We start from the raw sequence: 26,026 nt of genomic DNA, 5'->3' as shown, positions 1-26,026 counted from the left end.
AGCCGGGCGGAACGCATCCGCCCGCGCCGTCACTCTTCCGACTTCTTCTGCGCCAGGCGTGCGGTCAGGTAGTTCTCGATGCCGAGGCGACGGATCAGCCCGAGCTGCTGTTCCAGCCAGTGCGCATGGTCTTCCTCGGTGTCCTGCAACTGGACGCGCAGGATCTCGCGACTGACGAAATCGCCGTGCTGCTCGCACAGCGCGACGCCCTTGGCGAGCGCGGCGCGCACGTGGTACTCGACTTCCAGGTCGCGCTGCAGCATCTCTTCGACGGTGCGGCCGGCCACGAAGGCATCGGGCACCATGTCCGGATCGCCTTCGAGGAAGAGGATGCGGCGCAGCAGCGCATCGGCGTGCTCGGTCTCCTCCTGCATTTCATGGTCGATCCGCTCGTACAGCGACAGCAGCCCCATGTCCTCGTAACGGCGGGAATGGATGAAGTACTGGTCGCGCGCGGCCAGCTCGCCGCGCAGCAGCTGCTTGAGATAGTCGACGACCTCGGGATGGCCTTTCATGGGGGAGTCCTCGTGGAAACACACGTGCCGTGAGGCGCATAGCGTGCCCGATCCGCGCGGGCGATGTTTCAATCGGAATCAATCGCATCCGCGCGGATCGTGACGCCGGCTTCACAACGCCGACTGGTGCACCCCCGCGACCGCGCGTCCCGACGGATCGGCCATGCTCGCGAACGCCGCGTCCCACGCGATCGCGGCCGGCGAGGAACAGGCGATCGACTTGCCTCCTGGCACGGTTTCCGCCGCGGCCGAACTGGGGAAGAACTGCTCGAAGATGTGCCGGTACAGGTAGGCCTCCTTGGTCTGCGGCGGGTTGACCGGAAAACGGCTGGCCGCGGCGGCGAACACGCGATCGCTGACTTCGACCTGCGCATGCGCCTTCAGTCCGTCGATCCAGCCGTAACCGACGCCATCGCTGAACTGTTCCTTCTGACGCCACAGGATCGAATCCGGCAGGTAGCCTTCGAATGCCTCGCGCAGGATCGCCTTCTCGATGCGCCGCTTCCCGTCCGCGCCGGTGCCGGCCATCTTGTGCTTCGCGTCCATGCGCATGGCGACGTCGAGGAATTCCACGTCCAGGAAGGGCACGCGCGGCTCCACGCCCCAGGCCATCATCGACTTGTTGGCGCGCAGGCAATCGTAGTTGTACAGCGCATCGAGCTTGCGCACGGTTTCTTCATGGAACTCCACGGCATTGGGCGCCTTGTGGAAGTACAGGTAACCGCCGAACACCTCGTCGGACCCTTCGCCCGACAGCACCATCTTCACGCCCATCGCCTTGATGCGCCGCGCCAGCAGGAACATCGGCGTGGATGCACGGATCGTGGTGACGTCGTACGTCTCGATGTGGCGGATCACTTCCGGCAGCGCGTCGAGTCCTTCCTCGAAGGTGTACGTGAAGCCGTGGTGCACGGTGCCCAGCGCCTTCGCCGCGATTTCCGCCGCGGCCAGGTCGGGTGAACCGTCCAGTCCTATCGCGAAGGAATGCAGGCGCGGCCACCAGGCTTCGGTGGTGTCGTCGTCCTCGATGCGCTTGCGCGCGTAGCGCGCGGCGACCGCGGCGACGAGCGACGAATCCAGTCCGCCGGAGAGCAGCACGCCGTACGGCACGTCGGTCATCATCTGCCGGTGCACGGCACGCTCGAAGGCTTCGCGCAGTTCCTGCAGGCCGACGTCCACGTCCTTCGTCACGGCGTAGTCGCGCCACGCCTTCACGTAGTAACGCGTCAGTTCGCCGGACTCGCTGTCGTAGTAGTGACCGGGCGGGAACTGCGCCACGTCCGCGCAGATGTCGACCAGGGCTTTCATCTCCGACGCGACGCACAGGCGGCCGTCGCGATCGTGGCCCCAGTACAGCGGGCACACGCCGATCGGATCGCGCGCGATCACGTAGCGTCCGCGCTCACGGTCCCACAGCGCAAACGCGAAGATGCCGTTGAGCGCGTTGAGCCACGCGCCGATGTCGGGCTGCTGGCGATACAGCGCGTTGATGACCTCGCAGTCCGAGCCGGTCTGGAACGCGTACGGCTCGGCGAGATGCTCCTTGAGTTCGCGGTGGTTGTAGATCTCACCGTTGACCGCGAGCACCAGTTGGCCGTCCGCCGAGCGCAGCGGCTGCGAACCGCCGGCCGGGTCGACGATGGCGAGGCGCTCATGGACGAGGATCGCGCCTTCGTCCAGGTGCACGCCGCTCCAGTCGGGACCGCGATGGCGCTGGCGTTGCGAGAGTTCCAGCGCGCGACGTCGCAGGGCGTGGACGTCGTCGCCGGGTTGCAGTCCGAAGATGCCGAGGATGGAACACATGGTCGAGGACTCCTGGGTGGTCGATGGTTTTTTGAGGTCCGGAAACGACGAAGCCCGCGCTTCTCGGCGCGGGCTTCGTGAGCGATCTAGCGGTTTCTACAACGCGCTAATCGCCGGCCCGCGGGTGGCTGGCGTTATTGCGGTTGTTGTTATTGGCGGTCGCGACCGGGGCGGCCACGCGCGGGCAGCCGCGGGTGGCGGCGGCGAAGCGGGCGGTGGTCGGGACGCAGGTCATGGCCCGATCCTGCGCGAGGTCGGGCGCGGATGCAAGGGGGCATCGCCGCCGACGCGCCCCGCCCATCGGCTAAGCTCGGCGCAGGGGAACGAACACGGGACGGGACATGACGAAATGGATCAGGCGCGTGCTGATCGCGCTGGTGCTGCTGGTGCTGGTATTGGCGCTGGCCGCGTGGTGGCTGATGCGCGGGAGCCTGCCGCCGCTGGAGGGCGACCTCGCCCTGCCCGGCCTGTCGGCGCCGGTGTCGATCGAGCGCGACTCGCTGGGTGTGGTGACCGTATCCGCCGCCAACGAATCCGATGCCATGCGTGCACTCGGCTACGTGCACGCGCAGGAACGCTATTTCGAAATGGACCTGCTGCGCCGCACGGCGGCCGGTGAGCTGTCCGCGCTGTTCGGCCCGGCCGCGATCGGCCTGGACAAGGAACACCGCGTGCATCGCATGCGCGCACGCGTCACCGGCAACATGGAGACGATCCTCGGCGACAAGCGACCGATGGCGCAGGACTACGTCGACGGCGTCAACGCCGGGCTCGCTTCGCTCAAGGTGCGACCGTGGCCGTACCTGCTGCTGCGCACGCAACCCGAACCGTGGACGCTGGCCGATTCGGCGCTCACCGGTTACGCGATGTACTTCGACCTGCAGGACGCGCAGAACAAGCGCGAGCTGGCGATGTGGCGGATCCGTCCGCACCTGCCGCCGTCGCTGTACGCGCTGCTCACGCACGACGGCACCAGCTGGGACGCGCCGATCGCCGGTCGCGCGCGTGGCGATGCCACACTGCCGGACGCCGCGACGCTCGACCTGCGCACGTTGCCGATGCAGAAGGACGACAAGCCTGCGCAGATGCCGGAACCGTCCGACGTCGGCAGCAACAACTTCGCCGTGTCTGGCGAACTCACCCGCGACGGCCGCGCCATCGTCGCCGACGACATGCACCTGGGCCTGCGTGCACCGAACATCTGGTTCCGCGCGCGGCTGCGCTATGCGGATCCGCGCGCGCCGGGCGGCCGTGTCGATGCCAACGGCTTCACCCTGCCCGGCCTGCCGGCGCTGGTGGTCGGCAGCAACGGTCACGTCGCGTGGGGCTTCACCAACAGTTATGGCGACTGGCTCGACTGGCAGCGCGTCGCTGCGTGTGCGAAGCAACCGTGTGAGGGCACCACGCGCACGCTGGAACGCATCCGCGTTGCCGGGCAGGACGATGTCGAGTTCCCGGTCGAGGAAACCGCGTGGGGCCCGATCGTGCACCACGAGGACGACGGCAGTGGGCTCGCCCTGCGCTGGATCGCGCACCTGCCCGGTTCGATGAACCTCGGCCTGGCCGATTTCCTGCATGCACAGTCGCTCGACGACGCGCTGGCGACGGCAGACCACACCGCGATTCCGGGCCAGAACCTCGCCATCGGCGACAGCCGTGGTCGCATCACGTGGCGCCTGCTCGGTCCGGTGCCATTGCGCGCGCCGGGTTGCGCCGCGACCACCGTCGCCGAGGCCGGCAGTTGCGCGCCGTGGCCGTTCACCACCGCCTCCGGCGTCGCATTGCCGATCGGCAGCGTGCAGCGCGTTTGGACCGCGAACACGCGCGTGGTCGACGACGGTCTGCTCGCACGCGTCGGCGACGGCGGCTATGCGAACGGCGCACGCGCGAGGCAGATCCGCGACGACCTGTTCGCGAAGCAGACGTTCACCGAACGCGACCTGCTCGCGATCCAGCTCGACGACCGTGCGCTGTTCCTGCAGCGCTGGTGGCAGCTGCTGCGCGAACGCGACGCCGCGGCGACCTCGCCTGCGCTGCACGAACTCGCCAGCGCCGCCGCGACGTGGCAGGACCGTGCCAGTACCGATTCGGTGAGCTATCGCATCGCGCGCGCGTGGCGACTGGCCGTGCACGATCGCCTGATGGACGGACTCACCGCACCCGCGCACGCGGCGCTGGGCGAACGTTTCGACATGCCGACGCTGCAGCACTTCGAAGGCGTGGCATGGCCGCTGGTGACGCAGCGCCCCGCGCATCTGCTGCCGCGCCGGTTCGCGTCATGGGAAGCGCTGTTCGAGGACGCCGCGCGCGAAGTGCGCGATGAGCTGAAGGCGCAGGGCCCGATCGGCGAACGCACCTGGGGCGAACGCAACACCGCGAAGATCTGCCATCCGCTGTCGCGCGCGTTGCCGGGCTTCATCAAGCCCGCGCTGTGCATGCCGGCCGACGAACTGCCGGGCGACAGCGGCATGCCGCGCGTGCAGGGACCGGATTTCGGCGCGTCCGAGCGCATGGTCGTCTCGCCGGGCCACGAAGCCGACGGCATCATCCACATGCCCGGCGGCCAGAGCAGCCATCCGTTGTCGCCGTTCTGGGGCGCGGGCCACGACGACTGGGTGCACGGACGCGCGACCCCGTTCCTGCCCGGCGCCGCACAGCACACGCTGACGCTCACGCCCTCTGGCGGTTGACGCATCAAGGCCGGAGGCACCGACGCCTCCGGCTTCGCGTCAGGCGAGCAGCATCCGTTCGATCAGGCGCAGGTACAGGCCGGGCAGCGCTTCGAGGTCGGCGACGGACACGTTCTCGTCGACCTTGTGGATGCTGGCGTTGACCGGACCGATCTCGATGCACTGCGCGCCCAGCGGCGCGATGAAGCGCGCATCGGATGTGCCGCCGCCGGTGCTTTCGTCCGGCGCCGCGCCCGCATGCGCCGCGAGCACCGACCGCGCGGCCGCACGCAGCGGACCTTCCGGCGTGTAGAACGGTTCGCCGCCGCGATGCCAGCGCGCCTGGTAGTCCAGGCCGTGGCGACGCAGCACGTCTTCGCATTCGCGCTCGAGCTGCTCGGCGCGCCAGTTCGGATTGAAGCGCAGGTTGAACAGCACCTGCAGTTCGCCCGGAATGACGTTGTTGGCGCCGGTGCCGGCGTGGATGTTGCTGATCTGCAGGCTCGTCGGCGGGAACGTTTCGTAACCGTCGTCCCAACGGCGCGCGGCGAGTTCGGACAGCGCCGGCATCGCCTGGTGGATCGGATTGCGCGCCTTCTCCGGGTACGCGACGTGGCCCTGCACGCCGTGCACGGTGAGCGTCGCCGACAGCGTGCCGCGACGGCCCACGCGTAACAGGTCGCCCAGCCGCGTCGTCGACGAGGGTTCGCCGGTGATGCACCAGTCGATGCGCTCGCCGCGCTCGCGGAAGGTCTCGGCGACGCGGCGCACGCCGTCCACCGCATCGCCTTCCTCGTCCGAGGTCAGCAACAGCGCGATGCGTCCGGGATGGTCGGGATTGGCCGCGACGAAGCGCTCCAGCGCCACGACGAACGCCGCGACACTGCCTTTCATGTCGGCCGCGCCGCGTCCGTACAGCACGCCGTCGCGGATTTCCGGAACGAACGGGTCGCTGCCCCACGCCTCGCGCGGGCCCGGCGGCACCACGTCGGTGTGGCCGAGCAGCACCAGCGTCGGGCCCTCGTCGCCATGCACGGCCCAGAGGTTGTCGACGTCACCGTAGTGCAGGTGCTCGCAGCGGAATTTCGAAGCCAGCAGGCGTCGCGCGATCACCGCCTGGCAATGGCCGTCGTCCGGCGTCACCGAGGGGCGCGCGATCAGTTCGCAGGTCAGGTCGAGTACGTCGCTCATCGTGTTCGCTTCACGCAATGCCAAAACGCTTCTTGAATCCGTTGTCGCTGAAGCCCTGGGTGATCGTGCCGTCTTCGGCCACTACTACCGGACGGCGGATCAGCTGCGGGTATTCCTTCAGCAGTAGTTTCCACTCCGCATCGGAACCCGGCGATTTGCGGATGTCCGGCAGCGTGCGCCAAGTCGTGGACGACTTGTTGATCATCGCTTCCCAGCCACCCAGCGCGTCCTTCCATTGCACCAGCGTTTCCGGTGACTGGCGCTGGTCGCGATAGTCGACGAAGGCGTGCGCGACACCGAAACGGTCCAGCCACTTGCGGGCCTTCTTGCAGGTGTCGCAGTTGTTGAGTCCGTACAGCGTGGGCGCCATCCAATTACTCCGCCAGGCCGCGCAGCAGTTCGTTGATGCTGGTCTTGCTGCGCGTCTTCGCATCCACCTGCTTGACGATCACGGCGCAGTACAGCGAATGCGAGCCGTCCTTCGCCGGCAGCTGGCCGGAGACGACGACGCTGTACGGCGGCACGTAGCCGTAGCTGATCTCACCGGTCGCGCGGTTGTAGATGCGCGTGCTCTGGCCGAGAAACACACCCATGCCGATCACGCTGTGGTGGCCAACGACCACGCCTTCGACGACTTCCGAACGCGCGCCGATGAAGCAGTGGTCCTCGATGATGGTCGGGCTGGCCTGCAACGGTTCGAGCACGCCGCCGATGCCGGCACCGCCGGACAGGTGGCAATGCTTGCCGACCTGCGCGCACGAACCCACCGTCGCCCAGGTGTCGACCATCGTGCCCTCACCCACGTGCGCACCGATGTTGACGAAGCTCGGCATCAGCACCACGTCCTTGCCGATATGCGCGCCGCGACGCGCGACGGCGCCGGGCACGACACGCGCGCCGAGCTTGCGGAAGTCCGTCTCGCCATAGCCTTCGAAGCGCGACGGCACCTTGTCCCAGTACGGCGCGGGATAGCCTTCGACCACCTGCATGTCGTTGACGCGGAAGTACAACAGCACCGCCTTCTTCAGCCACTCGTTGACGGTCCAGCCGCCCTTGCCGTCGGGCTCGGCGACGCGGAACTCGCCCGTTTCCAGGCCGGAGATCACGCGCTCCACCGTCGGCCGGGTCGAACCTTCGATCTCGTCGAGCGTCAGCATCGCGCGGCGCTCGAAGGCGCTGTCGACCATGAACTTCAGCTCATCGATGCCCGGGCCCTTCGGTTCGGCCTTCTTGCGCACGGTCTTGCGGGCGGTCTTCTTCTGCACAGCCATTCAACGGTCTCCTTCGAGGCAGGCCAGCAGCGCGTCGCGCAGGGCCTGCTGTTGCGTGTCGTCGAGCGCTTCGTCGCGCCCGTCGGGATGGGGATGGGTGAGCTGGAACACGTCCTCCGCGCGCTCGCCGAACGTGGCGATGCGCGCGTCGTGCACGCGCAGGCCCTGGCTTCGGATCGCATGGGTGACGTCGGCGAGCAGGCCGGGACGGTCGGTGCACACCAGGCTCAGCATGGTGCGCGTGTTTCCGTTCTCGACGAACGTGTCGAATCCGACCTGCGGCGCAATGCGGAAATGGCGCAGGTGGCGCGGCTGCGCACGGCGCGCGGGTTTGATGCGGTCGAGTTCGCCAGCCAGCGCGGTGCCGAGGCGATGTTCGACTTCGTCCGTGGTCGGCGGGCAACGCGGATCGATCGGCACCACTTCGAAGCTGTCGAAGATCATGCCGTGCGGGCCGTCGAGCACGCGCGCCTGCTGGATCGCCAGGCCGAGGCGGTCGAGCGTGGCGACGATCGCCGCGAACAGGCCGTCGCGGTCGGGCGAATGCACGAACACTTCCATCGCGCCAGCGTGTTCTCCCAGCGCGCGTGCGCGTACGCGCGTCTCGCCGTCGGCGACGCCGCGCAGCGACGCGGCCTGCCACGCGATCTGGTCGGGACGCCCGCGCTGGAATCCGATTTCGGGCATGCGCGCATAGAGCGCGTCGACTTCCTCGTCGCCGAAACCGAGCGTGGCGAGCATCGCGCGCGCGGCCTCGCGCGTCTCGCCGGCGCGTTCGGCCGCGGCGACGGGATGCTCCAGCCCGCGACGCAGCGCCAGGCGCGTGGCGGTGTAGAGGTCCGCGAGCAGGCGGTCCTTCCATCCGTTCCACAGCTTCGGCGACGTGCCGGCGATGTCGGCGCAGGTGAGCAGGTAGAGATGGTCGAGCCGTTCGCGGTCGGCCACCTTGCCGGCGAAACGGTGGATGACTTCCGGATCGGCGATGTCCTGCTTCTGCGCGGTGACCGACATCAGCAGGTGCTGGCGCACCAGCCATTCCACCAGCGACGTGTCGGCCTGCGACAGGCCCATCGTGCTGCAGAAGATGCGCGCGTCTTCGGCGCCGAGTTCGGAGTGATCGCCGCCGCGGCCCTTGCCGATGTCGTGGAACAGGCCGGCGAGCAGCAACAGCTCCGGCTTGCGCAGGCGCGGCCAGACTTCGTGCGCGATGCTGAAGCGCTCATCGGCGATGCCCGAGGCGAAGCGCGCGAGGTTGCGCAGTACCGCGAGCGTGTGCTGGTCGACCGTGAACACATGGAACAGGTCGAACTGCATGCGCCCGGAGACCTTCGCGAACGCGGGAATCCAGCGCCCGAGCACGCCCAGTCGTGCCATGCGTTCGAGCGCATGCACCGGGTGCGGACCGCGCAGCAGCGCCATGAAGCGTTCGCGCATCGGCATTTCGGCCTGCTGGAACGCGGGCACGCGTGACAGCGATTCGGCCAGCGCGCGCGCCGTCTGCGAATGCAGGCCACGCACGGCGTCGTGCGAGGCCCACACCGCGAACAGCGCGAACACATCGTAGGCATCGCGCGGCCAGTGCGCGTCGCCCGCGGCGAGGTAGTCGCGGCGCAGTTCGAACGCGTGGTCGATCGCGACCGGCGCCGGCTCGCCCTCGATCTGCTCCTCGAAGCGCTGAAGCAGGCGCTCGCCGATGCGAAGCACCAGCGCGGCGCTGCGGTAGAAGCCCTGCATCATCTGTTCGACGGCAAGGTTGTCGGCGTTGTCGGTGTGGCCCAGGCGCTGCGCCAGCAGCTTCTGGTAATCGAAGCGCAGGCGTTCCTCGCGCTTGCCGGCGACCAGGTGCAGGCCGAAGCGCAGGCGCGACAGCGCGCGGCGTTCGCGTTCGAGCGTGGCGAGCTCGTCGGAACCGAACTGGCCGATTGCGACCAGCGATTCGAGATCGCCCGTGCCGACGATGCGCAGCGCCATCCAGCGCAGCGTCTGCACGTCGCGCAGGCCGCCAGGGCCTTCCTTCAGATTGGGCTCGAGGTTGTCGGCGGTGTCTTCGTAGCGCGCGTGGCGCAGGCGCAGTTCCTCGCGCTTGGCGGCGAAGAACTCGCCCGCAGGCCAGACCAGGCTGGGCGCGATCGCCGCCTGCAGCGCATGCAGGTGTTCGACCTTCGCCAGCAGCGGGCGCGCTTCCAGCATCGAAGTGAGCACGGTGATGTCCGCCGCGGCCTCGGTGCACTGCGCCGAGGAACGCACGGCGTGGCCGACCGGCAGGCCCGCGTCCCACAACAGCGCGACGAACGCGGCCAGCGCTTCGGCGTGCGCGGCCTGCGCGTCGGCTTCGGCCAGCACCAGCAGATCGATGTCGGATTGCGGGAACAGTTCGGCGCGGCCGTAGCCACCGATGGCGAACAGGGCCAGTGGTGCGTCGTCGGGCAGGCAGGCCTTCCACGCGGCGCGGACCTGTGCGTCGATCGCACCCGCGCGCGCCAGCAGCAGGCGGTCGATGTCGGCGTCCGGATCGGAATCGAACGCCTTCGCAAGGCCCGCATCGACGGTCGCGATGGCGCTTCGGATCGACGCGGCGCGGTCGGCGCTGTCCTGCACCGCCGAAGATTCATCGACGGCGGAAGGAGGACTCATAGGTCGTTGTCGTCGCCTGGCAAGCGGGTCAGGATCTCCACGCCGTCCTCGGTCACCGCGACGGTATGCTCCCACTGCGCGGAAAGCTTGCGGTCCTTGGTGACCACGGTCCAGCCGTCGGGCAGCAGCTTGGTGTGGCGCGCGCCCTCGTTGATCATCGGTTCGATCGTGAAGGTCATGCCCGGCTTCAGCACCAGGCCTTCGCCGGCGCGGCCGTAGTGCAACACCTGCGGGTCTTCGTGGTAGATCCGGCCGATGCCGTGGCCGCAGTACTCGCGCACCACACTGAAGCGCTCGGCTTCGGCGTACTGCTGGATCGCCTGGCCGATGTCGCCCAGGGTCGCGCCCGGACGGACCGTGCGGATGCCGCGGAACATCGCCTCGCGGGTCACGTCGACCAGGCGCCTGGCCATGACCGACGGATTGCCGACCACGTACATGCGGCTGGTGTCGCCGTGCCAGCCGTCCTTGATGACGGTGACATCGATGTTGATGATGTCGCCATCCTTCAGCACCTTGCCGGGGCTGGGGATGCCGTGACAGATCACGTTGTTGACCGAGGTGCAGACGGTCTTGGGGAAACCCTTGTAGCCGACGTTGGCCGGAATGGCCTGCTGCACGTTGACGATGTGATCGTGGCAGATGCGGTCCAGCTCCTCGGTGGTCGCGCCGGCTTTGACGTGCGGCGCGACGATCTGGAGCACCTCGGCGGCCAGGCGGCCGGCGACGCGCATCTTCTCGATCTCTTCGGGGGTCTTGATGGTGATGGGCATGCCGGCATTATGGGCCATCCGCAGCCCGTTCAGGGTCCCGGGAACCCCGAAGTTGCCCGTAACAGTCTGTTACGGCTACAATTCCGCGGCTCAGCGACCGGCCCCGTGCCCGTCGCGCCGCCCACGCCAGGGCGACAGCCTCCGGACCCCGTTCCGGCGGCAGGCGAATACACACCCGCAGCCACCCTCCGTGCCGGGGTGCCGGAACCGCCCAGAAGGCGGCTCTGGTTCGGTCACGGAAGCTGCGGGGAGGCCCAACCCCGGAACCCCTGCCCCGGCTTCGCCGCGGCACCGCCATCACTTACCGGCGGTCGGTTCCACTGCCTTGGAGTTAAGCAATGCCCCAGATCACCATGCGTCAGATGCTGGAAGCCGGCGTCCATTTCGGCCACCAGACCCGTTACTGGAACCCGAAGATGGGTCCGTACATCTTCGGCGCCCGCGGCAAGATCCACATCATCAACCTCGAGAAGACCGTTCCGCTGTTCAACGACGCGATGAACTTCCTCTCGGGCATCGCCCAGAAGCGCGGCATGATCCTGTTCCTCGGCACCAAGCGCAGCGCGCGCGAGTCGATCAAGGAAGAGGCCGAGCGTTGCGGCATGCCGTACATGAACCAGCGTTGGCTGGGCGGCACGCTGACCAACTTCCGCACCGTGAAGCAGTCGGTGCAGCGCCTGAAGGAGCTGGAAGCGGCCGAGACCGACGGCACCTTCCAGAAGCTGGTCAAGCACGAAGTGCTGGGCCTGCGTCGTGAGCGCGAGAAGCTGGAAGCCTCGCTGGGCGGCATCAAGGACATGAACCGCCTGCCCGACGCGCTGTTCGTGATCGATATCGGCCACGAAGACATTGCGATCAAGGAAGCCAAGAAGCTCGGCATCCCGGTCATCGCTGTCGTCGACACCAACTACAACCCGGAACTGGTCGACTACGCCATCCCGGGCAACGACGACGCCATCCGCGCCGTGCAGCTGTACGCCCGTGCCGCCGCCGATGCCGTGCTCGAAGGCAAGGCTGCCGCTCCGTCGGCCGCCAGCGTCCGCGAGGAAGACTTCGCCGAGGCCGCCGAGGGCGAGGAAGCCGGCGAGCGCAAGGCTCCGCGTCGCGCCCCGGCCAAGAAGGCTGGCGCCAAGAAGGCCGAAGCGGCCGAGTAAGACCCGCGTCATGCGGCCGCGCGATCCTGCGTGGCCGCATCGATGCTCGAGCGCCGCCCGGGCCGCGTCCCGGCGGCGTCAACTGAATCGCAAAGGCGGGCCCGCGCCCGTCCTATATCCATTCGAGGCACCCAATGGCTGAAATCACCGCTTCCCTGGTCAAGGAACTGCGCGAGCGCACCGGCGCCGGCATGATGGAGTGCAAGAAGGCACTCACCGAGAACAACGGCGACATCGACACCGCGGCCGAGTGGCTGCGCAAGTCGGGTCTGGCCAAGGCCGACAAGAAGGCCGGCCGCGTGGCCGCCGAAGGCCGCATCGCGGTCGCCCAGAACGGCGGCAAGGCCGTGCTGGTCGAGATCAACTCCGAGACCGACTTCGTCGCCAAGGACGAGAACTTCCTGGCGTTCGCCAACGCCGTAGCCCAGGCCGCCCTGGCCTCCGGCGCCGCCGACGTCGAAGCGCTCAAGGGTGCCAAGCTGGCCTCGGGCGAAACCGTCGAGGAAGCCCGCGCTGCCGCCATCGCCAAGCTCGGCGAGAACATCCAGATCCGTCGCATGGCCATCGTCGACAGCGCCAACAACGTCGCGGCCTACGTCCACGGCGGCAAGATCGGCGTGCTGGTCGAGGTCAAGGGCGGCGACGCCGATCTGGCCCGCGGCCTGGCGATGCACGTCGCTGCGATGAACCCGCCGCACATCAAGGCGTCCGATGTTCCGGCCGACTTCGTCGAGAAGGAAAAGGAAATCGAGCTGGCCAAGATGTCCGACAAGGACAAGGCCAAGCCGGCCGACATCCTCGAGAAGATCATCGGCGGCAAGATCGCCAAGATCGTCAACGAAGTGACCCTGTACGGCCAGCCGTACGTGCTCGACACCAACCAGACCGTCGAGCAGGTGCTCAAGGCCGCCGGCGCCGACGTCGTCAGCAGCCAGCGCCTGGCCGTGGGCGAAGGCATCGAGAAGGTGGTCGAGGATTACGCCGCCGAAGTGATGAAGCAGGCCGGCCTGGCGTAAGCCACCGACTGCCGCAAAGGAAAAAGGCCGCGAGCGATCGCGGCCTTTTTTATTGGGATCGCCGGGGAGGTGGCGGTCCCTTGGGGGAGGGTCTGGAGAAGCCATCCGGGGCTTCTCCAGAGGGGGTCGAAGCGGCAGGGTCCGCTTCGATCCGGACCGACGGGTCCCGTGGTTCCCGCCGGAGACGCACCTTCCTGGTACGCATCACAGCTGGCGCCGCTCCTTCGGCCTGGTCCGGAAAAGTGCGCCGTCCTTGGCGCGGCGCTTTCGTTTCCGGAAGCACGAATCCAATAACGCGGGCGCAGTGCTCCCCCCCTACCCCGAGTAGGGATTTTTTTCGCGTCGTGATTACGCCGTCAGCGCGGCGTCAGAACCGGTACGCGGCGCTGACGAGGTAGTAGCGACCGCGCGGATCGTCGTAGGCGATGTCGTAACCGCCCTTGCCGACGTCGTAGTTCACCGGCTCATGGTCGGTGAGGTTGTTCACGTTGAGCGACAGCCGCCAGTTCGGAATCCCACCCCAGGCGACATAGAGATCCGCCGTGGTCGCCGACGGCGTGGAACACTTGCCGACGGCGGCGTTCCATTCCGGACACGGCTGCCCCGGCGGGGCGACTTCCGCCGGTCCGAACTGGTGCACGTTGAGCGTGGTCAGCCAGTCGCCATAGCCCCATTCCAGCCCGGTGAGCACGGCGCGCTGGGGCGCACGATGACCGGCATAGTCGAGCACCGGCCCGCCCGCTGCGATCTGCCGTTCCAGCTTGCTGAGATAACTGGCCGCGAGGCGGAACGTGAAGCGTCCCGCGCGCGTGGTATCGAGACGGTATTCGCCCTGCAACTCCCAGCCTTCCACTTCGGTGCGGCCGACGTTGGCGAAGTAATCGTTGACCGCGACGAGTTCCCCCGCCTCATTGCGCTCCAGCGACAGCGGGAACGCCTCCGGATCGGCGAGCGCGTCGGTGGTGACGATCTCGTTGCGGCGGCGGATGTGGAAACGGTCCAGGCTCAGGTCGAAGCTCTCGCTCGGCGCCCACACCATGCCGAGCGTCGCGCTGCGCGAGGTCTCCGGTTCCAGATCGGGATTCTCGATCGCGCCGTGTTCGACCAGGCAATACGTGACGCCATTGTCGAGCGTGCTGGAAATCAGGCACGGCGCGAGCGTATCGGTCATCGGCACCGCATCGATCGTGCTCGCCACCGTGGGCCGGCGCAGTTCGAAAAGCGACGGCGCTCGATACCCGGTCGCGACCGTGCCGCGCACGGTCAGCCAGCGCGCCGGCTCCCACTTGAGTCCGAGCATCGGCGAGGACTCGCTGCCGTAACCCTGTCGATGATCGATGCGCCAAGCGGCATCGGCGTGCAGCCAGTCGGTGATCGGCATGCTCAGTTCAGCGTAGAACGCCGAGCTGTAGCGATGATCGTCGAGCCGGCTCTTCTGCGCACCGAGCGCGACGTCGCCGTCGAGCATGCGCTGATCGGGCCGGTTGTCGAGCGCATCGCGCGACCATTCCACGCCGAGCGCGGCCTGCGTTTCGCCGCCGGGCAGCGTGAACCACGGACCGTTGAAGGACGCGGTGAACTGGTCGAAACGCGCGTCGCCCTTGACCTCCACGCGCGGCGACAGCGCGCGCAGCAATTCCGGCGAATTGCCTGCGTTGAAGCGGTACGTCTGCTCGGCCACCGCCTGCGCGAACGCGCTGTTGCTGACCATGCGGTCGATCTGGTTGTCGACGCTGTTGTGGTGGTGCGACAGATCGGTGCGCCATTGCCAGCGACCGAGCCAGCCGCTGAGTCCGGCATCGAGGTCCACGCTGCGCGCACTGCTGCGGCTGCGCACCGGACCGATGTCGAAGAACGCGTAGTCGAGCAGCGTCGGCACGCCTTCGTTGAGATCGTCCGGATGGCCGAACGGCAGCAACACGGTGCCGTGCAGCGGCGCGCCCTGCAGGCGCTGCTTCACCTGCCCCAGGCGCACCGATGCGTCGAAATCGAGGCTGTCGCCCAACGGTTGCGTGTAGCGCGCGTAAAACGCGCCGCTTTCCGTTTCCGGTTGCAGCGTGAGGTACTTCGGCGTGTCGAGATGGCACGAGCCGTCCGCCTCGCGCACCTCGTCGGGACACACGGCGCGCACCAGCGAGAGGTCCAGGAGGCTGAAATAGCCCAGCGGCAACCGCCAGTCGCCGAGTCCGTAGCCGCGCAGGTCGGCGGTGCGCCAGTCGCGCTGCGCGCCGACCAATGCCTCGCGATGGAAGTAATCACCACTGAGATAGAAGCTGCCGCCGCTGTCGGTATCGGCGCCGTAACTCAGCGACAGGCGGATCTGTTCGGCGTCGCCGCGCTCGGACAATCCGTAGCGCGCGACGACTTCTCCGCCCTTCTGCGACTTGCGCAGGATGATGTTGACCACGCCGGCCATCGCGTCGGCGCCGTAGATCGCCGATGCGCCGCCGCGGATGATCTCGATGCGCTCGATCATGCTCAACGGAATGCCGTTGAGGTCGGTCAGTCCGCCCAGGTCCGCCGATGCGAGGCCGTAATTCGCGACGCGCCGTCCGTCGATCAGGAACAGCGTCGCGCGCGGCCCGAGTCCGTACAGGCTGGTCGTCGCCGCCGCCGCGAACGGTTGCTGCGACTGGAAATTGCCGTCGGTCGCCACGTCCACCGGATGGTGGCTGACCATGCCAGGCTGGTAGCTCAGCAGTTCGAACAGGGTCTGGAATCCGCTCGCCTCGATCTGCGCGCGGCCGATCCGCGTCATCGGCATCGGCGTGACGATCTCGATGTCCGCGCGCGGGATGTGCGTGCCGGTGACTTCCACCGGCGCCAGTTCGGTCGGTTCGCGCGAGGGCAGCAGCGCGGGCCCGGGCGGCGGCGCGACCACCGCGGGCGCGCGCTCGATCAGGAACGTGTTGGGATTGACCGCCACCGCGCGCAGGCGGGCGTCGTGCAGCAGCACATCCAGCGCCTGTTGCGGCGTCAGGCGCGCCTGCAGGCCGGACGATTGCTGCTGTTCAACCAGCGCCGGTGCGTACAGGATCTGCACGCGCGCCTGCGTCGCCAGCGTCTGCAGCGCGCGATCCAGCGAACCGGCGGGGATCACGAAGCGGACGACCGGAGGCGGATCCCCTGCCGCGAGAACCGGCGCAGCCGAGCAGGCCAGGGACAACGCTCCGACGATGGCGAGGGTGAGGCGGAGCTTCCTGGCCATTCGTACGGAGAAGTCGGTCCGAGACCTTCACCATACGAGAGCGCGCCATCGCGGCGCAATGGATTCCGTCCGCGCCGTTGGCGTCCGCCGCTGGGTTGTCGCGACGGTGTGACGGACGCCTGCGTTCAGTCCCGGGCGTGCAGGACGATCTCGTCGTCGCTGCTGCGCACCGCGCGCAGCGGCCAGCCGCGCTCCAGCACCGCGACCAGCGCTTCCTGGTCGCCCGCGTGGAACACGCCGCTCACCCGCAGCTCGCCCAGGGCCGGATCGGCCAGGCGGATCTGGCGCGACGAATACCGGTTCATCTCGGACAGCAGTTCGTCCAGGCGACGCTGCTGGAACACCAGATCGCCCTGCGGCCACGCACGCGCCATCGCCACGTCCAGCGGCGCCTTCGCGCCGATGCGACCATCGGCCTGGACGGTGACCTGTTCACCCGGCGCCAGCGTGCTGGAGCCGGCCTTCGCGGTGGAGACGTCCACGCGGCCTTCCAGCAGTCCGACATCGACCACGTCGCCGCGATGGCTGACCTGGAACGTGGTGCCGATGTCGCGCACCGTGCCCGCGCCGGCGTGGACCAGGAACGGCCGCGGATCGTCGCCGACGGTGAACTGGGCGCGGCCACGGTTCAGTTCGACCACGCGCGCGTCGCTGTCGAACCGGGTAGTCAGCACCGACGCGGTATCCAGCCGCAGCTTCGTGCCATCGGCAAGCGTGACGTCGCGCTGTTCGCCCAGCGTGGTCACGTAGTGTTCGACGGCCGGGACATCCACCGGCTGCCGCCAATGCAGCATGGCTACCGCTACCACCAGCACCGCGGCAGCGGCGCTCGGCACCCACACCCGCCAACGCCGCATCGGAGCCGCCGGTGCGCGACGTGCGGCCCGCGCCGCGGCGCGCACCATCTCGTCGGAGGCGAGTTCGGCGGTCAGTGCATTCACGCGCTCGAGCTCCAGGAACGCGGCGATGTTCTCCGGCGATTCGGCCAGCCAGTCCTCGAACAGCGCGCGTTCGGAGGCGGTGCAGTCCGGCGCCATCAGGCGCGCCATCCACGCCTGCGCGGCTTCGGTGGAGGGATTCGTCGTCCTTGCGTTCATGACCGGTCCTCGCGGTCCATGCCGCCTTCCTTCAATCGGGCGCGCAGGATGCCAAGCGCCTTGCCGATGTGCTTCTCGACGGCCTTCACCGAGATCCCGCAGTGCTGCGCGATCTGGCTGTAGCTCATGCCCTCGATTCGGTTGAGCAGGTACACCTGCCGGCAGCGTTCGGGGAGTTTCAGGATCGCCGCGCGTGCGAGCGCGAGTTCCTGTTCGTGTTCGATGCGCTGGTCGTGCGCCGGCTCCAGCGACGCCAGGCCGACGAAATCCTGGTCGAGGCTGACGTGCGCGAACACCTGCCGGGTCGCGTCGCGGCGGCCGCGATCGTGGATGACGTTGATGGCGATGCGGTACATCAGCGGACGCAGCTGTTCGACCGGCTGCGCGCGGTAGCGCATCAACCGCACCATCGTTTCCTGCGCGATGTCCTGCGCGTCGTCCTCGCCGATGCGACGGCCGAGGTACGCCACCAGCATGCCTCGGTGGTCGCGCACGAATGCCTCGAAACCGTCGCCGGCCTCGCCCGTCGTCCCGGCCGCGGGCGCGTCGTCGTCGGGCAGTTGCGTGGGCAGGATCACCGTGGCGGCCACTGCGTGGCTCATCCGCGCCGGCCTGTGGCGGGATTCCGCGTCGTTCCGGAAGGCGGACGGGGGCTCGATCGCATGCAGGGCACCAGCGGCTGGGGGGACATCGCGGGCGCCGGAACCGGGATGGGTCCGCTCCGGAGGGAGCGGCCGCGCATCCCCGGGCGCGGCACGTCGCAGGACCACGTTGTAGCACGCGCGCAACGCGGATGCAGACGCCTCGGCCGCCTCCAGGACTGCCGTGTCCACCGTCATCGCAGGGTAAGTGCGTCCATCCATGCCCTGATCAACGCAGGGCACGGGCGATACCCCACCCGCGGACCGTGACCGCGGTCGTCAGTCCTTCAGGTGTTCGCGCAAGGGGCCCAGCCAGCGTTCGTAGCGCGTCCACTTGGGGGGGCACTGCACTGTGTGCCGATGGGCCATCCGGTAATGGCCGCCGATAGAATTGAGATAGGAAAGTTGAAGCAGCGCTTGCGTATGGTCCGGCGATTTCGCCAGCACCGTCTCGATTGCCTCGATCGCATCGGGCCAGCGCTTCAAGGCGGCAGCCTGCTCGGAACGTGCGAACAGTTCCTGGATGGTGTCGGCCGTGAGCGCGAAGGAAACGGCCGCCCGAAGGCGGCCGTTTCGATTTGCTGCGATTACATCAGAAGCGGTACTGCACCATGAAACGCACCGAGCGCGGTGCCTGCCAGGCGGTCGGGTAGCCGTAGACATTGGCGTACTCGGTACCGTCCGGCGCGGTGCCGCCCTGCTGCGGCGTGCCACCCGCGTCCTCGCCGTACTCGTACACGGCGACGGCTTCCTGCTCGTTGAAGACGTTGAACACGTCGACCTTGAAGGTCAGCTCGCCGGTCGGGATGGTCGGCGAGTAGGCCACGTTCAGATCGAGCGTACGCGTCCACGGCGTGCGGCCCGCGGTACCGCGCGGCACCAGCTGGCTGCCATTGCCATCGCCCTTGTCGCACCAGAAGTAGCCGTTGGCGTAGTTGCTGTCGCCTGCGCCGTTGTAGCCGAAGCAGTTGATCGGACGACCCGACTGCACCAGCAGGTTCGCACCGGCGCTCCACTGGTCGTTGAACTGGTAGTTGCCGAACAGCTTCAGCGAGTGACGACGGTCGTTGGGCAGGTAACCATCGGCGCCGACGGTCAGCTCGGGGTAGTCGAAGTCCTGCGTGGTGCCGGTATCGGCCTGGCCGATGTCCGACTTCACGCCGCCTTCGGTGTTGCCCTTGTTCTTCGACCAGGTGTACGAACCCTGCAGGAAGAACTTGTCGGTCAGCTGGCCTTCGGCGAACAGCTCGATCGCCTTGTAGGTGCGCTTGGCCTTCGGACCCAGCACGTCGGCCGGCACGGTGATGTGCTCGAACGTGCCGTCGCCGTCGACGTCCATCGTGAAGACGCCGTCGCTGCCCGGGTTGTAGAGGCGGCAGTACGGGAAGCCCGGATTGGCGTCGTGCACTTCGTAGCCGTTCTCGTCGGCCCACTCGAAGATCGGACGGTAGTCGCAGGTGTCGTCGATGGCGCGCTTCAGGTCGCGGTAGATCGCGCGAGCACCGCCGGAGAAGCCGTCGGTGATCTGGGTCTGGAAGCCCAGGATGTACTCGTCCTGGTACATCGGCTCCAGGTTGCCCGAGGCGATCGTCTTGGGATCCTTGCCGACGCCGAACTCATTGTTGAGGTAACGCGTGTCCTCACCCGTGATGACGTTCGGAATCTGCACCAGACCGGTCGGTGCGCCCGTGACGGGGTCGACGCCGGTGTAGGTGAAATGCTCTTCGCTGTACAGCGAGGCGCTGGCGCCGCGAATGGCGACGTTGGCGGTCAGCGGCAGCGCATAACGGCCGGCGTTACCGAAGATCTTCAGCGACGAGTCGCCGTTGACGTCCCACGAGAAACCCAGTCGCGGCGCGAACTGGTTGTCGATCTTGACGTAGGTCTGGCCGGAACCGTTCTTGTTGTCGAACGTGTCCCAACGCAGGCCGAGGTACGCGTTGAACGAGTCGGTGATGCTCCAGTTGTCCTCGACGTAGAACGCACGCTGGTCGACCTTCACGGTCGCACCGGACTGGAACACGCGGCGACGCACGACGTTCTCGGTGGCGGTGCCGCCGATCGGGGTGTAGCGGCCGTAGCGCCACTGCTCACCGCCCGCGTACGACGTACCGTCGATGGTCTCGAAGTTGTCGATGTCGACACCGCCGCGCAGCAGGTGGTCGCCCAGCTGCCATTCGGCGTCGAGGCGGAACTGGTCACGCGTATCCTTTGCGTCCACGCGACCCAGCGAATCGACGAACCAGCAGCCGGTGATTTCCTGGTTCACGCCATTGATGACGGAGGGACGCGCGTCGACGATCCACGGGCAACCGGAGACCGGGCCGCCGACGTCACCGCGATACTCCTGGCGGATGCCGCTGGAGGACACGCCGTAGTTGAAGCGGCGGAACTCGCCATGTCCCGCCAATGCGGACAGGGTGAAGGTGTCGGTCAGGTAGCCGGTGTACTTCAGCGAGTAGCTGTCGCCGCCGTTTTCCATCGTGTCGGTGCCGACGTAGTCGCCACGGCTCGGAGTCCAGGTGGGCGAGCTGTCGGTGCCGAAGTGGGTGTTGTAGTACTTCGCATCCGTCTTGCGCTTGTCGGAGAAGGCCGTCAGCGCGAGCAGGTTGTTGTCGTTGATGTTCCAGTCGAGCTTGACCAGCCACATCGGCGACTTGGTTTCATCGCCATGATTGCGGTCGCCATCGATGCCGTTGAAGGTCTCCGGATACGAGTCCTCATCACGGTAGCCGTACTGGAGCAGGCCGTATGCGAACAGCTTGTCCTTGACGAGCGCGCCGCTTGCCCACACCGAGGCGGTCGTGTTGGAGGTCTTGTCCTTCGAGTTGACCTCGATCAGGCGACCATCGGGGTAGTACAGGTTCGGGTCGGTCTCGGCCAGCGACTCCGGCTCCCAGAAGATGTTGCCGCCCGCCTCGAACTTGTTCGTACCGCGCTTGGTGATGACGTTGATGATGCCGCCCGTCGAGCGACCGAACTCGGCGCCGTAGCCGCCGGTCTTGATCTGCTGCTCAGCGACCGCCTCGAACGGGATGTTGGCGAAGTTCAGGCCCTTGAACGAGTTCGTCACGTTGAAGCCGTTGACGTAGTAACCGTTCTCGGCCACCGAAGAACCACCGAACGACGGCAGGCTGCCGAAGGCCGCATCGCCCTTCACCGTGCCCGGCGCCAGCAGTGCAACGCTGGTGAGGTCGCGCGGCACCGGGATCTTGGCGATCTGCGTGGCGGTCAGGATGGTGGTGGATTCCACCGACGAGACGTCGATCGGGTTCACCAGCGTGGCGGTCACCTGGATCGCATCGAGGTCGGTCGCGCCACCGGCTGCGGCGGCCGCGAAGTTCACCGACGTACCGGTGCCGACGTTCACCGTGACGTTCTCACGCACGCTGCTGGTGCCGTCCGCGCGCTGCAACGTCACGCGGTAGCTGCCGGTCGGAAGCGCCGAGGCGCGGTACTGACCGTCGCTGCCGACGCGGATCTCACGCTTGAAGCCGGTCGCCGGATTCTCGACCAGCACCGTATCTCCCGCTGCTGCCTGACCGAACACGGCGCCCGCCGTGTTGGACTGCGCATGGACGCTGGACGCAAAACACAGACCAAGCGCCACCGTCAGCGCGCTGCGTCGCAGCGCACGGTTCATTTTTGTATTTGCCACTTTGTTGACCCCTAAAGTCGGTGGGAATGCCCTCCCCCTGAGGGCGAGCTGAATATGACTTTCGTCATCATTCGGGTTCAATGCGTTTGCGGCTCTTTTGTGTCAATTGACCGACATCAGCCAAGTGGTGAAATGTTTGAGAGCAAATGCGGCAAAGTGAGAGCCCTCAGATCGTCGACCCGGGCCTTGCCCGGGACCGCCGGATTCGTCTAGCGGCGTGAAGACGGCGTCTACGCGACAGCCGGACGGGCCCCGGAGGGGCCGGACCGCGATCCCGTACAATCCCGCTGTTTGCCCCCAACTTCCGAGGTCTCCATGTCCCAGCTCGCCTATCGCCGTGTCCTGCTCAAACTGTCCGGCGAGGCGCTGATGGGGGACGAGGACTACGGCATCGACCCGAAGATGATCGGCCGGCTGGCCCGCGAGGTGATCGAGGCCCAGCAGGCCGGGGCCGAGGTCGCACTGGTGATCGGCGGCGGCAACATCTTCCGCGGCGCCGGGCTGGCCGCCGGCGGCATGGACCGGGTGACCGGCGACCAGATGGGCATGCTCGCCACCGTGATCAACGCGCTGGCGATGCAGGACGCGCTGGAGAAGCTCGGTGCGAAGTGCCGCGTGATGAGCGCGATCAAGATCAACGACGTGTGCGAGGACTACATCCGTCGCCGCGCGATCCGTCATCTCGAAAAAGGCCGAATCACCATCTTCGCCGCTGGCACCGGCAATCCGTTCTTCACAACCGATTCGGGTGCAGCGCTGCGCGCGATCGAGATCGGCGCGGACCTGCTGCTCAAGGCCACCAAGGTCGACGGCGTGTACGACAAGGATCCGAAGAAGCACAAGGACGCGGTGCGCTTCGAGAAGCTGACCTACGACGAGGTCATCAACCGCGACCTGCAGGTGATGGACACGGCGGCCTTCGCACTGTGCCGCGACAGCGACCTGCCGCTGCGCATCTTCGACATGGGCCATCCGGGCCAGCTGCTGAAGATCCTGCACGGTGAGGACATTGGCACGCTGGTGCGCGGCCGCAACGTCTGAGGCCGTTCCAGCGCGCCGAATCCGGGCCTGCGATGCAGGTCCTGCCTGTAATAGAGTCCGCCGCGCCGCCCGTGCGACCATCCGCGCATGGGCCACGGACACCATCACGACCACACGTTCAACGCGACCCGCACGTTCGCCGCGGTCACGCTGATCAACCTCGCCTACACCGCGCTCGAAGCGGGGTACGGCTTCGCGACCAATTCGCTGGCGCTGCTGTCGGATGCGCTGCACAACCTCGGCGACGTGCTCGGCCTCGGCCTGGCGTGGGGTGCTGCGGTACTGGCGCGACGCGCGCCGACCGAACGCCACACTTATGGCTGGCGTCGCGCCACCCTGCTCTCGCCGCTGGCCAATGCGCTGTTGCTGGTCGCGTTTTCCGGCGCGCTCGCATGGGAAGCGATGCGCCGCTTCTCGGCGCCACCGGAAATCCCCGCGCTGCCGGTGATGGTGGTGGCCGCGCTCGGTATCGCGGTGAATCTCGGCGCTGCCTGGCTGGTGCGCGACGGACACGAACACGACCTCAATCGCCGCGGTGCCTTCCTGCACCTGGTCGCCGACGCGGCGGTGTCGCTGGCGGCGGTGCTCGCCGGCCTGGGCATGTGGTGGCTGGGCTGGGAATGGCTGGATCCGGCGATCGCACTGCTGATCGGCGTGGTCGTCGCGGTGGGCGCATTCGGCCTGCTGCGCGATGCGTTCAACGCCGCGATGGACGCGGTGCCGCGCGGCATCGACCGCACGCAGGTGCAGGACTTCCTGGCGACCCAGCCCGGCGTGCAGGCGGTCCATCATCTGCACATCTGGTCGCTCGGCGCGGGCGAGATCGCGATGACCGCGCATCTGGTGCGCCCGGCCGCGGGCGACCACGATGCCTTCATCGACCGGTTGAACCACGAGCTCGACCACCGCTTCGGGATCAACCATCCGACTCTGCAGATCGAGCAGGGCCGCGCCTGCGAGCACGACCGCCACGACCGCGCGCCCCACGGGGATGGGCACCAGCACGACCACGATCACGCGCATTGAGGCTGCCGCCCCGCATTGCCGGGCCCGCCCCTCGAATCCCGGGACCCGCCGCCTGCGTGTGTCCGGCGCGGCACGCGGGGAGGCTCGCCCTGCCTATATAATCCCGCGATTACCGCAAAAGGATCGGAGCCGGCGATGCTCAACGACATCAAGAAAGACGCCCAGACCCGCATGGCCAAGAGCGTCGAGGCGTTCCGGCACGATCTGGTCAAGATCCGCACCGGCCGCGCCACCACCGCGCTGGTCGACCACCTGAAGGTCAACTACTACGGCTCGGACATGCCGCTGTCGCAGGTCGCCACGGTCGCCATTTCCGACGCGCGCTCGCTGACGATCACGCCGTGGGAGAAGCAGATGGTCGGCCCCGTCGAGAAGGCGATCCTCGCCTCCGACCTGGGCCTGACCCCGAACACCGCCGGCACCGTGATCCGCCTCAACCTGCCGGCCCTGACCGAAGAGCGCCGCCGCGAGCTGTCCAAGCTCGTGCATTCGGAGAGCGAGAACGCGAAGGTCGCGATCCGCAACATCCGCCGCGACGCCAACCACCAGGTCAAGGAACTGCTCAAGGAAAAGCAGGTCACCGAGGACGACGTCGCCCGTGCCGAGACCGAGATCCAGAAGATCACGGACTCCGCCATCAAGGACGTCGACGAAGTGGTCAAGTTGAAAGAGCAGGAACTCATGGCGGTCTGACGGGTCTGTCCGTACCGTCCATGTCGTCCGAACCTGCCCTCGCCGTTTCGCGCGTCCCGCGCCACCTTGCCGTCATCATGGACGGCAACGGCCGTTGGGCCGAGCGCCGCCGCCGTCCCCGCGTCATCGGCCATCGCGCCGGGGCGCGCGCGGTCAACGTGTGCATCGACTTCTGCCTCGAGCGCGGTATCGAGGCACTGACCCTGTTCGCGTTCTCGAGCGAGAACTGGGGCCGCCCGGAAGAGGAAGTCGGCGCACTGATGAAGCTGTTCCTCGGCGCGCTGGAACGCGAGGTCGAGGAACTCGATCGTCGCGGCGTGCGCGTGCGCTTCATCGGCGAACGCGAGCGCTTCAGCGAAGCGATCCGCGCGCAGATGCAGTCGGCCGAAGACCGCACCCGCGCCAACACCCGCCTGCACCTGACCATCGCCGCCAGTTACGGCGGACGCTGGGACATCGCGCAGGCCGCGCGCTCGCTGGCGCAGGACGTCGCCGCGGGCCACCTGGACCCGGACGAGATCGACGAACGCGCCATCGCGTCGCGCACCTGTCTGGCCGAGCTGCCCGCGCCGGATCTGTTCATCCGCACCGGCGGCGAGACGCGCATCAGCAATTTCCTGCTGTGGCAGCTGGCCTACACCGAACTGTGGTTCACCGACCTGTTGTGGCCCGAATTGGATGCGGCCACACTGCAGCGCGCCCTGGACGACTATGCCGGCCGCCAGCGCCGCTTCGGCCTGACCGGTGCCCAGGTGGCGCCGGCCCCGACCAACGAGACTTCTGAATGACCCGAACCCGCCTGCTCGCCGCGCTGGTGATGGCGCCGCTCGCGATCGCCGCCATCCTGCTGCTGCCCACGCCGTGGATGGTCGCGCTAGCCGCGGTACTGTTCCTCGCCGGCCTGTGGGAGTGGTTCGACCTGGCCGAGATCGAGGACACGCTGGCGCGCACGGTGCTGCTGGTGGCCAACCTCGCGGTGATGGTGGCGCTGGTGTGGGCCTCGCGTTCGACCTCCGGCTACAGCATGGTGTTGTTCCAGCTTGCGTCCGTGATCGGCGTGGCGTGGTGGCTGCTGGCGCTGATCTGGCTCGGCCGTTACGACTTCGCCAGCGACCACGACACGCATGCGCGCGTGTTCAAGCTCGCCGCTGGCGCGCTGAGCATGATTCCGGCGTGGTGCGCGCTGGCGTGGATCCATGCCAGCCAGCCCAACGGCCATCGCTGGCTACTGACCGCGCTGGCGATCGTCTGGGCCGCCGACAGCGGTGCGTACTTCGCCGGCCGCAAGCTCGGCGGACGCATCTTCGGTGCGCGCAAGCTTGCGCCGCGGATCAGCCCCAACAAGACGCTCGAAGGCCTCGGCGGTGGCGTCATCGCCGGTGTGCTGGTGGGCGTGGTGTTCGCATTGATCGCCGGCGCAACACCGTCGCAGTTGCCGGCCGTCGCGCTGGTCGCGCTGGTGGCCGTGCTGTTCTCGGTGGTCGGCGACCTCTTCGAAAGCCTGCTCAAGCGCCATGCCGGCGTGAAGGACTCGGGCAACCTGATCCCGGGCCACGGCGGCATTCTGGACCGCGTGGACGGCGTGCTCGCCGCGCTGCCGGTGTTCGCGCTGGGCAAGGCGGTACTGGGCTTCTGA

The 26,026-nt window shown here is 67.7% G+C and carries 20 protein-coding genes; 8 read left to right on the top strand and 12 right to left on the bottom strand.

Going from position 1 to position 26,026, the window contains the following annotated elements; all coding sequences use genetic code 11:
* Window positions 1-29 precede the first annotated feature (29 nt).
* Together bfr and asnB are read right to left on the bottom strand one after the other, a co-directional pair.
* Window positions 30-515 carry a bacterioferritin gene (gene bfr, locus FOF45_RS12540; RefSeq protein ID WP_158985369.1) on the bottom strand — a complete coding sequence of 162 codons (486 nt, stop codon included), beginning with the start codon at window positions 513-515 and terminating at the stop codon, window positions 30-32.
* Between the two features lie 111 nt (window positions 516-626).
* Window positions 627-2,318: an asparagine synthase B gene (gene asnB, locus FOF45_RS12535; RefSeq protein WP_158985367.1), complete on the bottom strand. Its 1,692-nt coding sequence runs from the start codon at window positions 2,316-2,318 to the stop codon at window positions 627-629.
* A 341-nt stretch (window positions 2,319-2,659) separates the two neighbouring features.
* Here asnB and FOF45_RS12530 point away from each other — a divergent pair, with 341 nt between their 5' ends.
* Window positions 2,660-5,008: a penicillin acylase family protein gene (locus FOF45_RS12530; protein WP_158985365.1), complete on the top strand. Its 2,349-nt coding sequence runs from the start codon at window positions 2,660-2,662 to the stop codon at window positions 5,006-5,008.
* A 39-nt stretch (window positions 5,009-5,047) separates the two neighbouring features.
* Here the strand turns inward: FOF45_RS12530 and dapE are convergent, their stop codons facing one another.
* The 5 genes from dapE to map are packed head-to-tail and all read right to left on the bottom strand — an operon-like array spanning window position 5,048 to window position 10,856.
* Window positions 5,048-6,178, bottom strand: coding sequence for a succinyl-diaminopimelate desuccinylase (gene dapE / locus FOF45_RS12525; RefSeq protein ID WP_158985363.1), 1,131 nt, complete (start codon window positions 6,176-6,178; stop codon window positions 5,048-5,050).
* A 10-nt stretch (window positions 6,179-6,188) separates the two neighbouring features.
* Window positions 6,189-6,548, bottom strand: a complete 360-nt coding sequence (locus tag FOF45_RS12520; RefSeq protein WP_158985361.1) for a Spx/MgsR family RNA polymerase-binding regulatory protein — start codon at window positions 6,546-6,548, stop codon at window positions 6,189-6,191.
* Between the two features lie 4 nt (window positions 6,549-6,552).
* Window positions 6,553-7,449, bottom strand: a complete 897-nt coding sequence (gene dapD / locus FOF45_RS12515) for a 2,3,4,5-tetrahydropyridine-2,6-dicarboxylate N-succinyltransferase (protein WP_158985359.1) — start codon at window positions 7,447-7,449, stop codon at window positions 6,553-6,555.
* The gene (gene glnD / locus FOF45_RS12510; RefSeq protein WP_158985357.1) at window positions 7,450-10,083 is read right to left on the bottom strand and encodes a [protein-PII] uridylyltransferase; all 2,634 of its coding nucleotides are present in this window, start codon (window positions 10,081-10,083) and stop codon (window positions 7,450-7,452) included.
* A complete protein-coding gene (map, locus tag FOF45_RS12505; protein ID WP_158985355.1) occupies window positions 10,080-10,856 on the bottom strand; it encodes a type I methionyl aminopeptidase in 777 nt (258 codons plus the stop codon). Before map ends, glnD begins: the two co-directional genes overlap by 4 nt.
* Before the next feature lie 338 nt (window positions 10,857-11,194).
* On the opposite strand from map, the gene rpsB reads away from it, so the two are divergent.
* Window positions 11,195-12,010 carry a 30S ribosomal protein S2 gene (gene rpsB / locus FOF45_RS12500; RefSeq protein ID WP_158985353.1) on the top strand — a complete coding sequence of 272 codons (816 nt, stop codon included), beginning with the start codon at window positions 11,195-11,197 and terminating at the stop codon, window positions 12,008-12,010.
* Between the two features lie 116 nt (window positions 12,011-12,126).
* Entirely contained in the window at window positions 12,127-13,026 is a 900-nt protein-coding gene (gene tsf, locus FOF45_RS12495; protein WP_484502621.1) for a translation elongation factor Ts, read from the top strand.
* 367 nt (window positions 13,027-13,393) lie between these two features.
* On the opposite strand, the gene FOF45_RS18440 is transcribed toward tsf, so the two are convergent.
* From FOF45_RS18440 to FOF45_RS12470, 5 genes are all read right to left on the bottom strand, one after another.
* The gene (locus FOF45_RS18440; RefSeq protein ID WP_158985349.1) at window positions 13,394-16,234 is read right to left on the bottom strand and encodes a TonB-dependent receptor domain-containing protein; all 2,841 of its coding nucleotides are present in this window, start codon (window positions 16,232-16,234) and stop codon (window positions 13,394-13,396) included.
* Window positions 16,235-16,359: 125 nt separating this feature from the next.
* Window positions 16,360-17,331, bottom strand: coding sequence for a FecR family protein (locus FOF45_RS12485; protein ID WP_158985347.1), 972 nt, complete (start codon window positions 17,329-17,331; stop codon window positions 16,360-16,362).
* The gene (locus tag FOF45_RS12480; protein WP_158985345.1) at window positions 17,328-17,933 is read right to left on the bottom strand and encodes an RNA polymerase sigma factor; all 606 of its coding nucleotides are present in this window, start codon (window positions 17,931-17,933) and stop codon (window positions 17,328-17,330) included. The genes FOF45_RS12485 and FOF45_RS12480 overlap by 4 nt, the downstream gene beginning before the upstream one ends.
* Before the next feature lie 318 nt (window positions 17,934-18,251).
* Window positions 18,252-18,458 (bottom strand): hypothetical protein, encoded by a 207-nt coding sequence (locus FOF45_RS12475; RefSeq protein WP_158985343.1) that lies wholly within the window; start codon window positions 18,456-18,458, stop codon window positions 18,252-18,254.
* A 106-nt stretch (window positions 18,459-18,564) separates the two neighbouring features.
* Entirely contained in the window at window positions 18,565-21,615 is a 3,051-nt protein-coding gene (locus FOF45_RS12470; protein ID WP_158985341.1) for a TonB-dependent receptor, read from the bottom strand.
* Window positions 21,616-21,945: 330 nt separating this feature from the next.
* Here FOF45_RS12470 and pyrH point away from each other — a divergent pair, with 330 nt between their 5' ends.
* The 5 genes from pyrH to FOF45_RS12445 all read left to right on the top strand — a co-directional run bounded on the left by pyrH (window position 21,946) and on the right by FOF45_RS12445 (window position 26,026).
* Window positions 21,946-22,671: a UMP kinase gene (gene pyrH, locus FOF45_RS12465; RefSeq protein ID WP_158985339.1), complete on the top strand. Its 726-nt coding sequence runs from the start codon at window positions 21,946-21,948 to the stop codon at window positions 22,669-22,671.
* Window positions 22,672-22,758: 87 nt separating this feature from the next.
* Window positions 22,759-23,697, top strand: coding sequence for a cation diffusion facilitator family transporter (locus tag FOF45_RS12460; protein WP_158985337.1), 939 nt, complete (start codon window positions 22,759-22,761; stop codon window positions 23,695-23,697).
* Between the two features lie 135 nt (window positions 23,698-23,832).
* Window positions 23,833-24,390: a ribosome recycling factor gene (frr, locus tag FOF45_RS12455; RefSeq protein ID WP_158985335.1), complete on the top strand. Its 558-nt coding sequence runs from the start codon at window positions 23,833-23,835 to the stop codon at window positions 24,388-24,390.
* Window positions 24,391-24,410: 20 nt separating this feature from the next.
* The gene (gene uppS / locus FOF45_RS12450) at window positions 24,411-25,178 is read left to right on the top strand and encodes a polyprenyl diphosphate synthase (RefSeq protein ID WP_158985333.1); all 768 of its coding nucleotides are present in this window, start codon (window positions 24,411-24,413) and stop codon (window positions 25,176-25,178) included.
* Window positions 25,175-26,026: a phosphatidate cytidylyltransferase gene (locus tag FOF45_RS12445; RefSeq protein WP_158985330.1), complete on the top strand. Its 852-nt coding sequence runs from the start codon at window positions 25,175-25,177 to the stop codon at window positions 26,024-26,026. Before uppS ends, FOF45_RS12445 begins: the two co-directional genes overlap by 4 nt.

Source organism: Lysobacter panacisoli (genome assembly GCF_009765165.1).
Taxonomy (GTDB): domain Bacteria; phylum Pseudomonadota; class Gammaproteobacteria; order Xanthomonadales; family Xanthomonadaceae; genus Lysobacter_J; species Lysobacter_J panacisoli.
The sequence above is the reverse complement of the archived record's forward strand: the minus strand, read 5'-3'. Positions and strand labels throughout refer to the sequence as shown.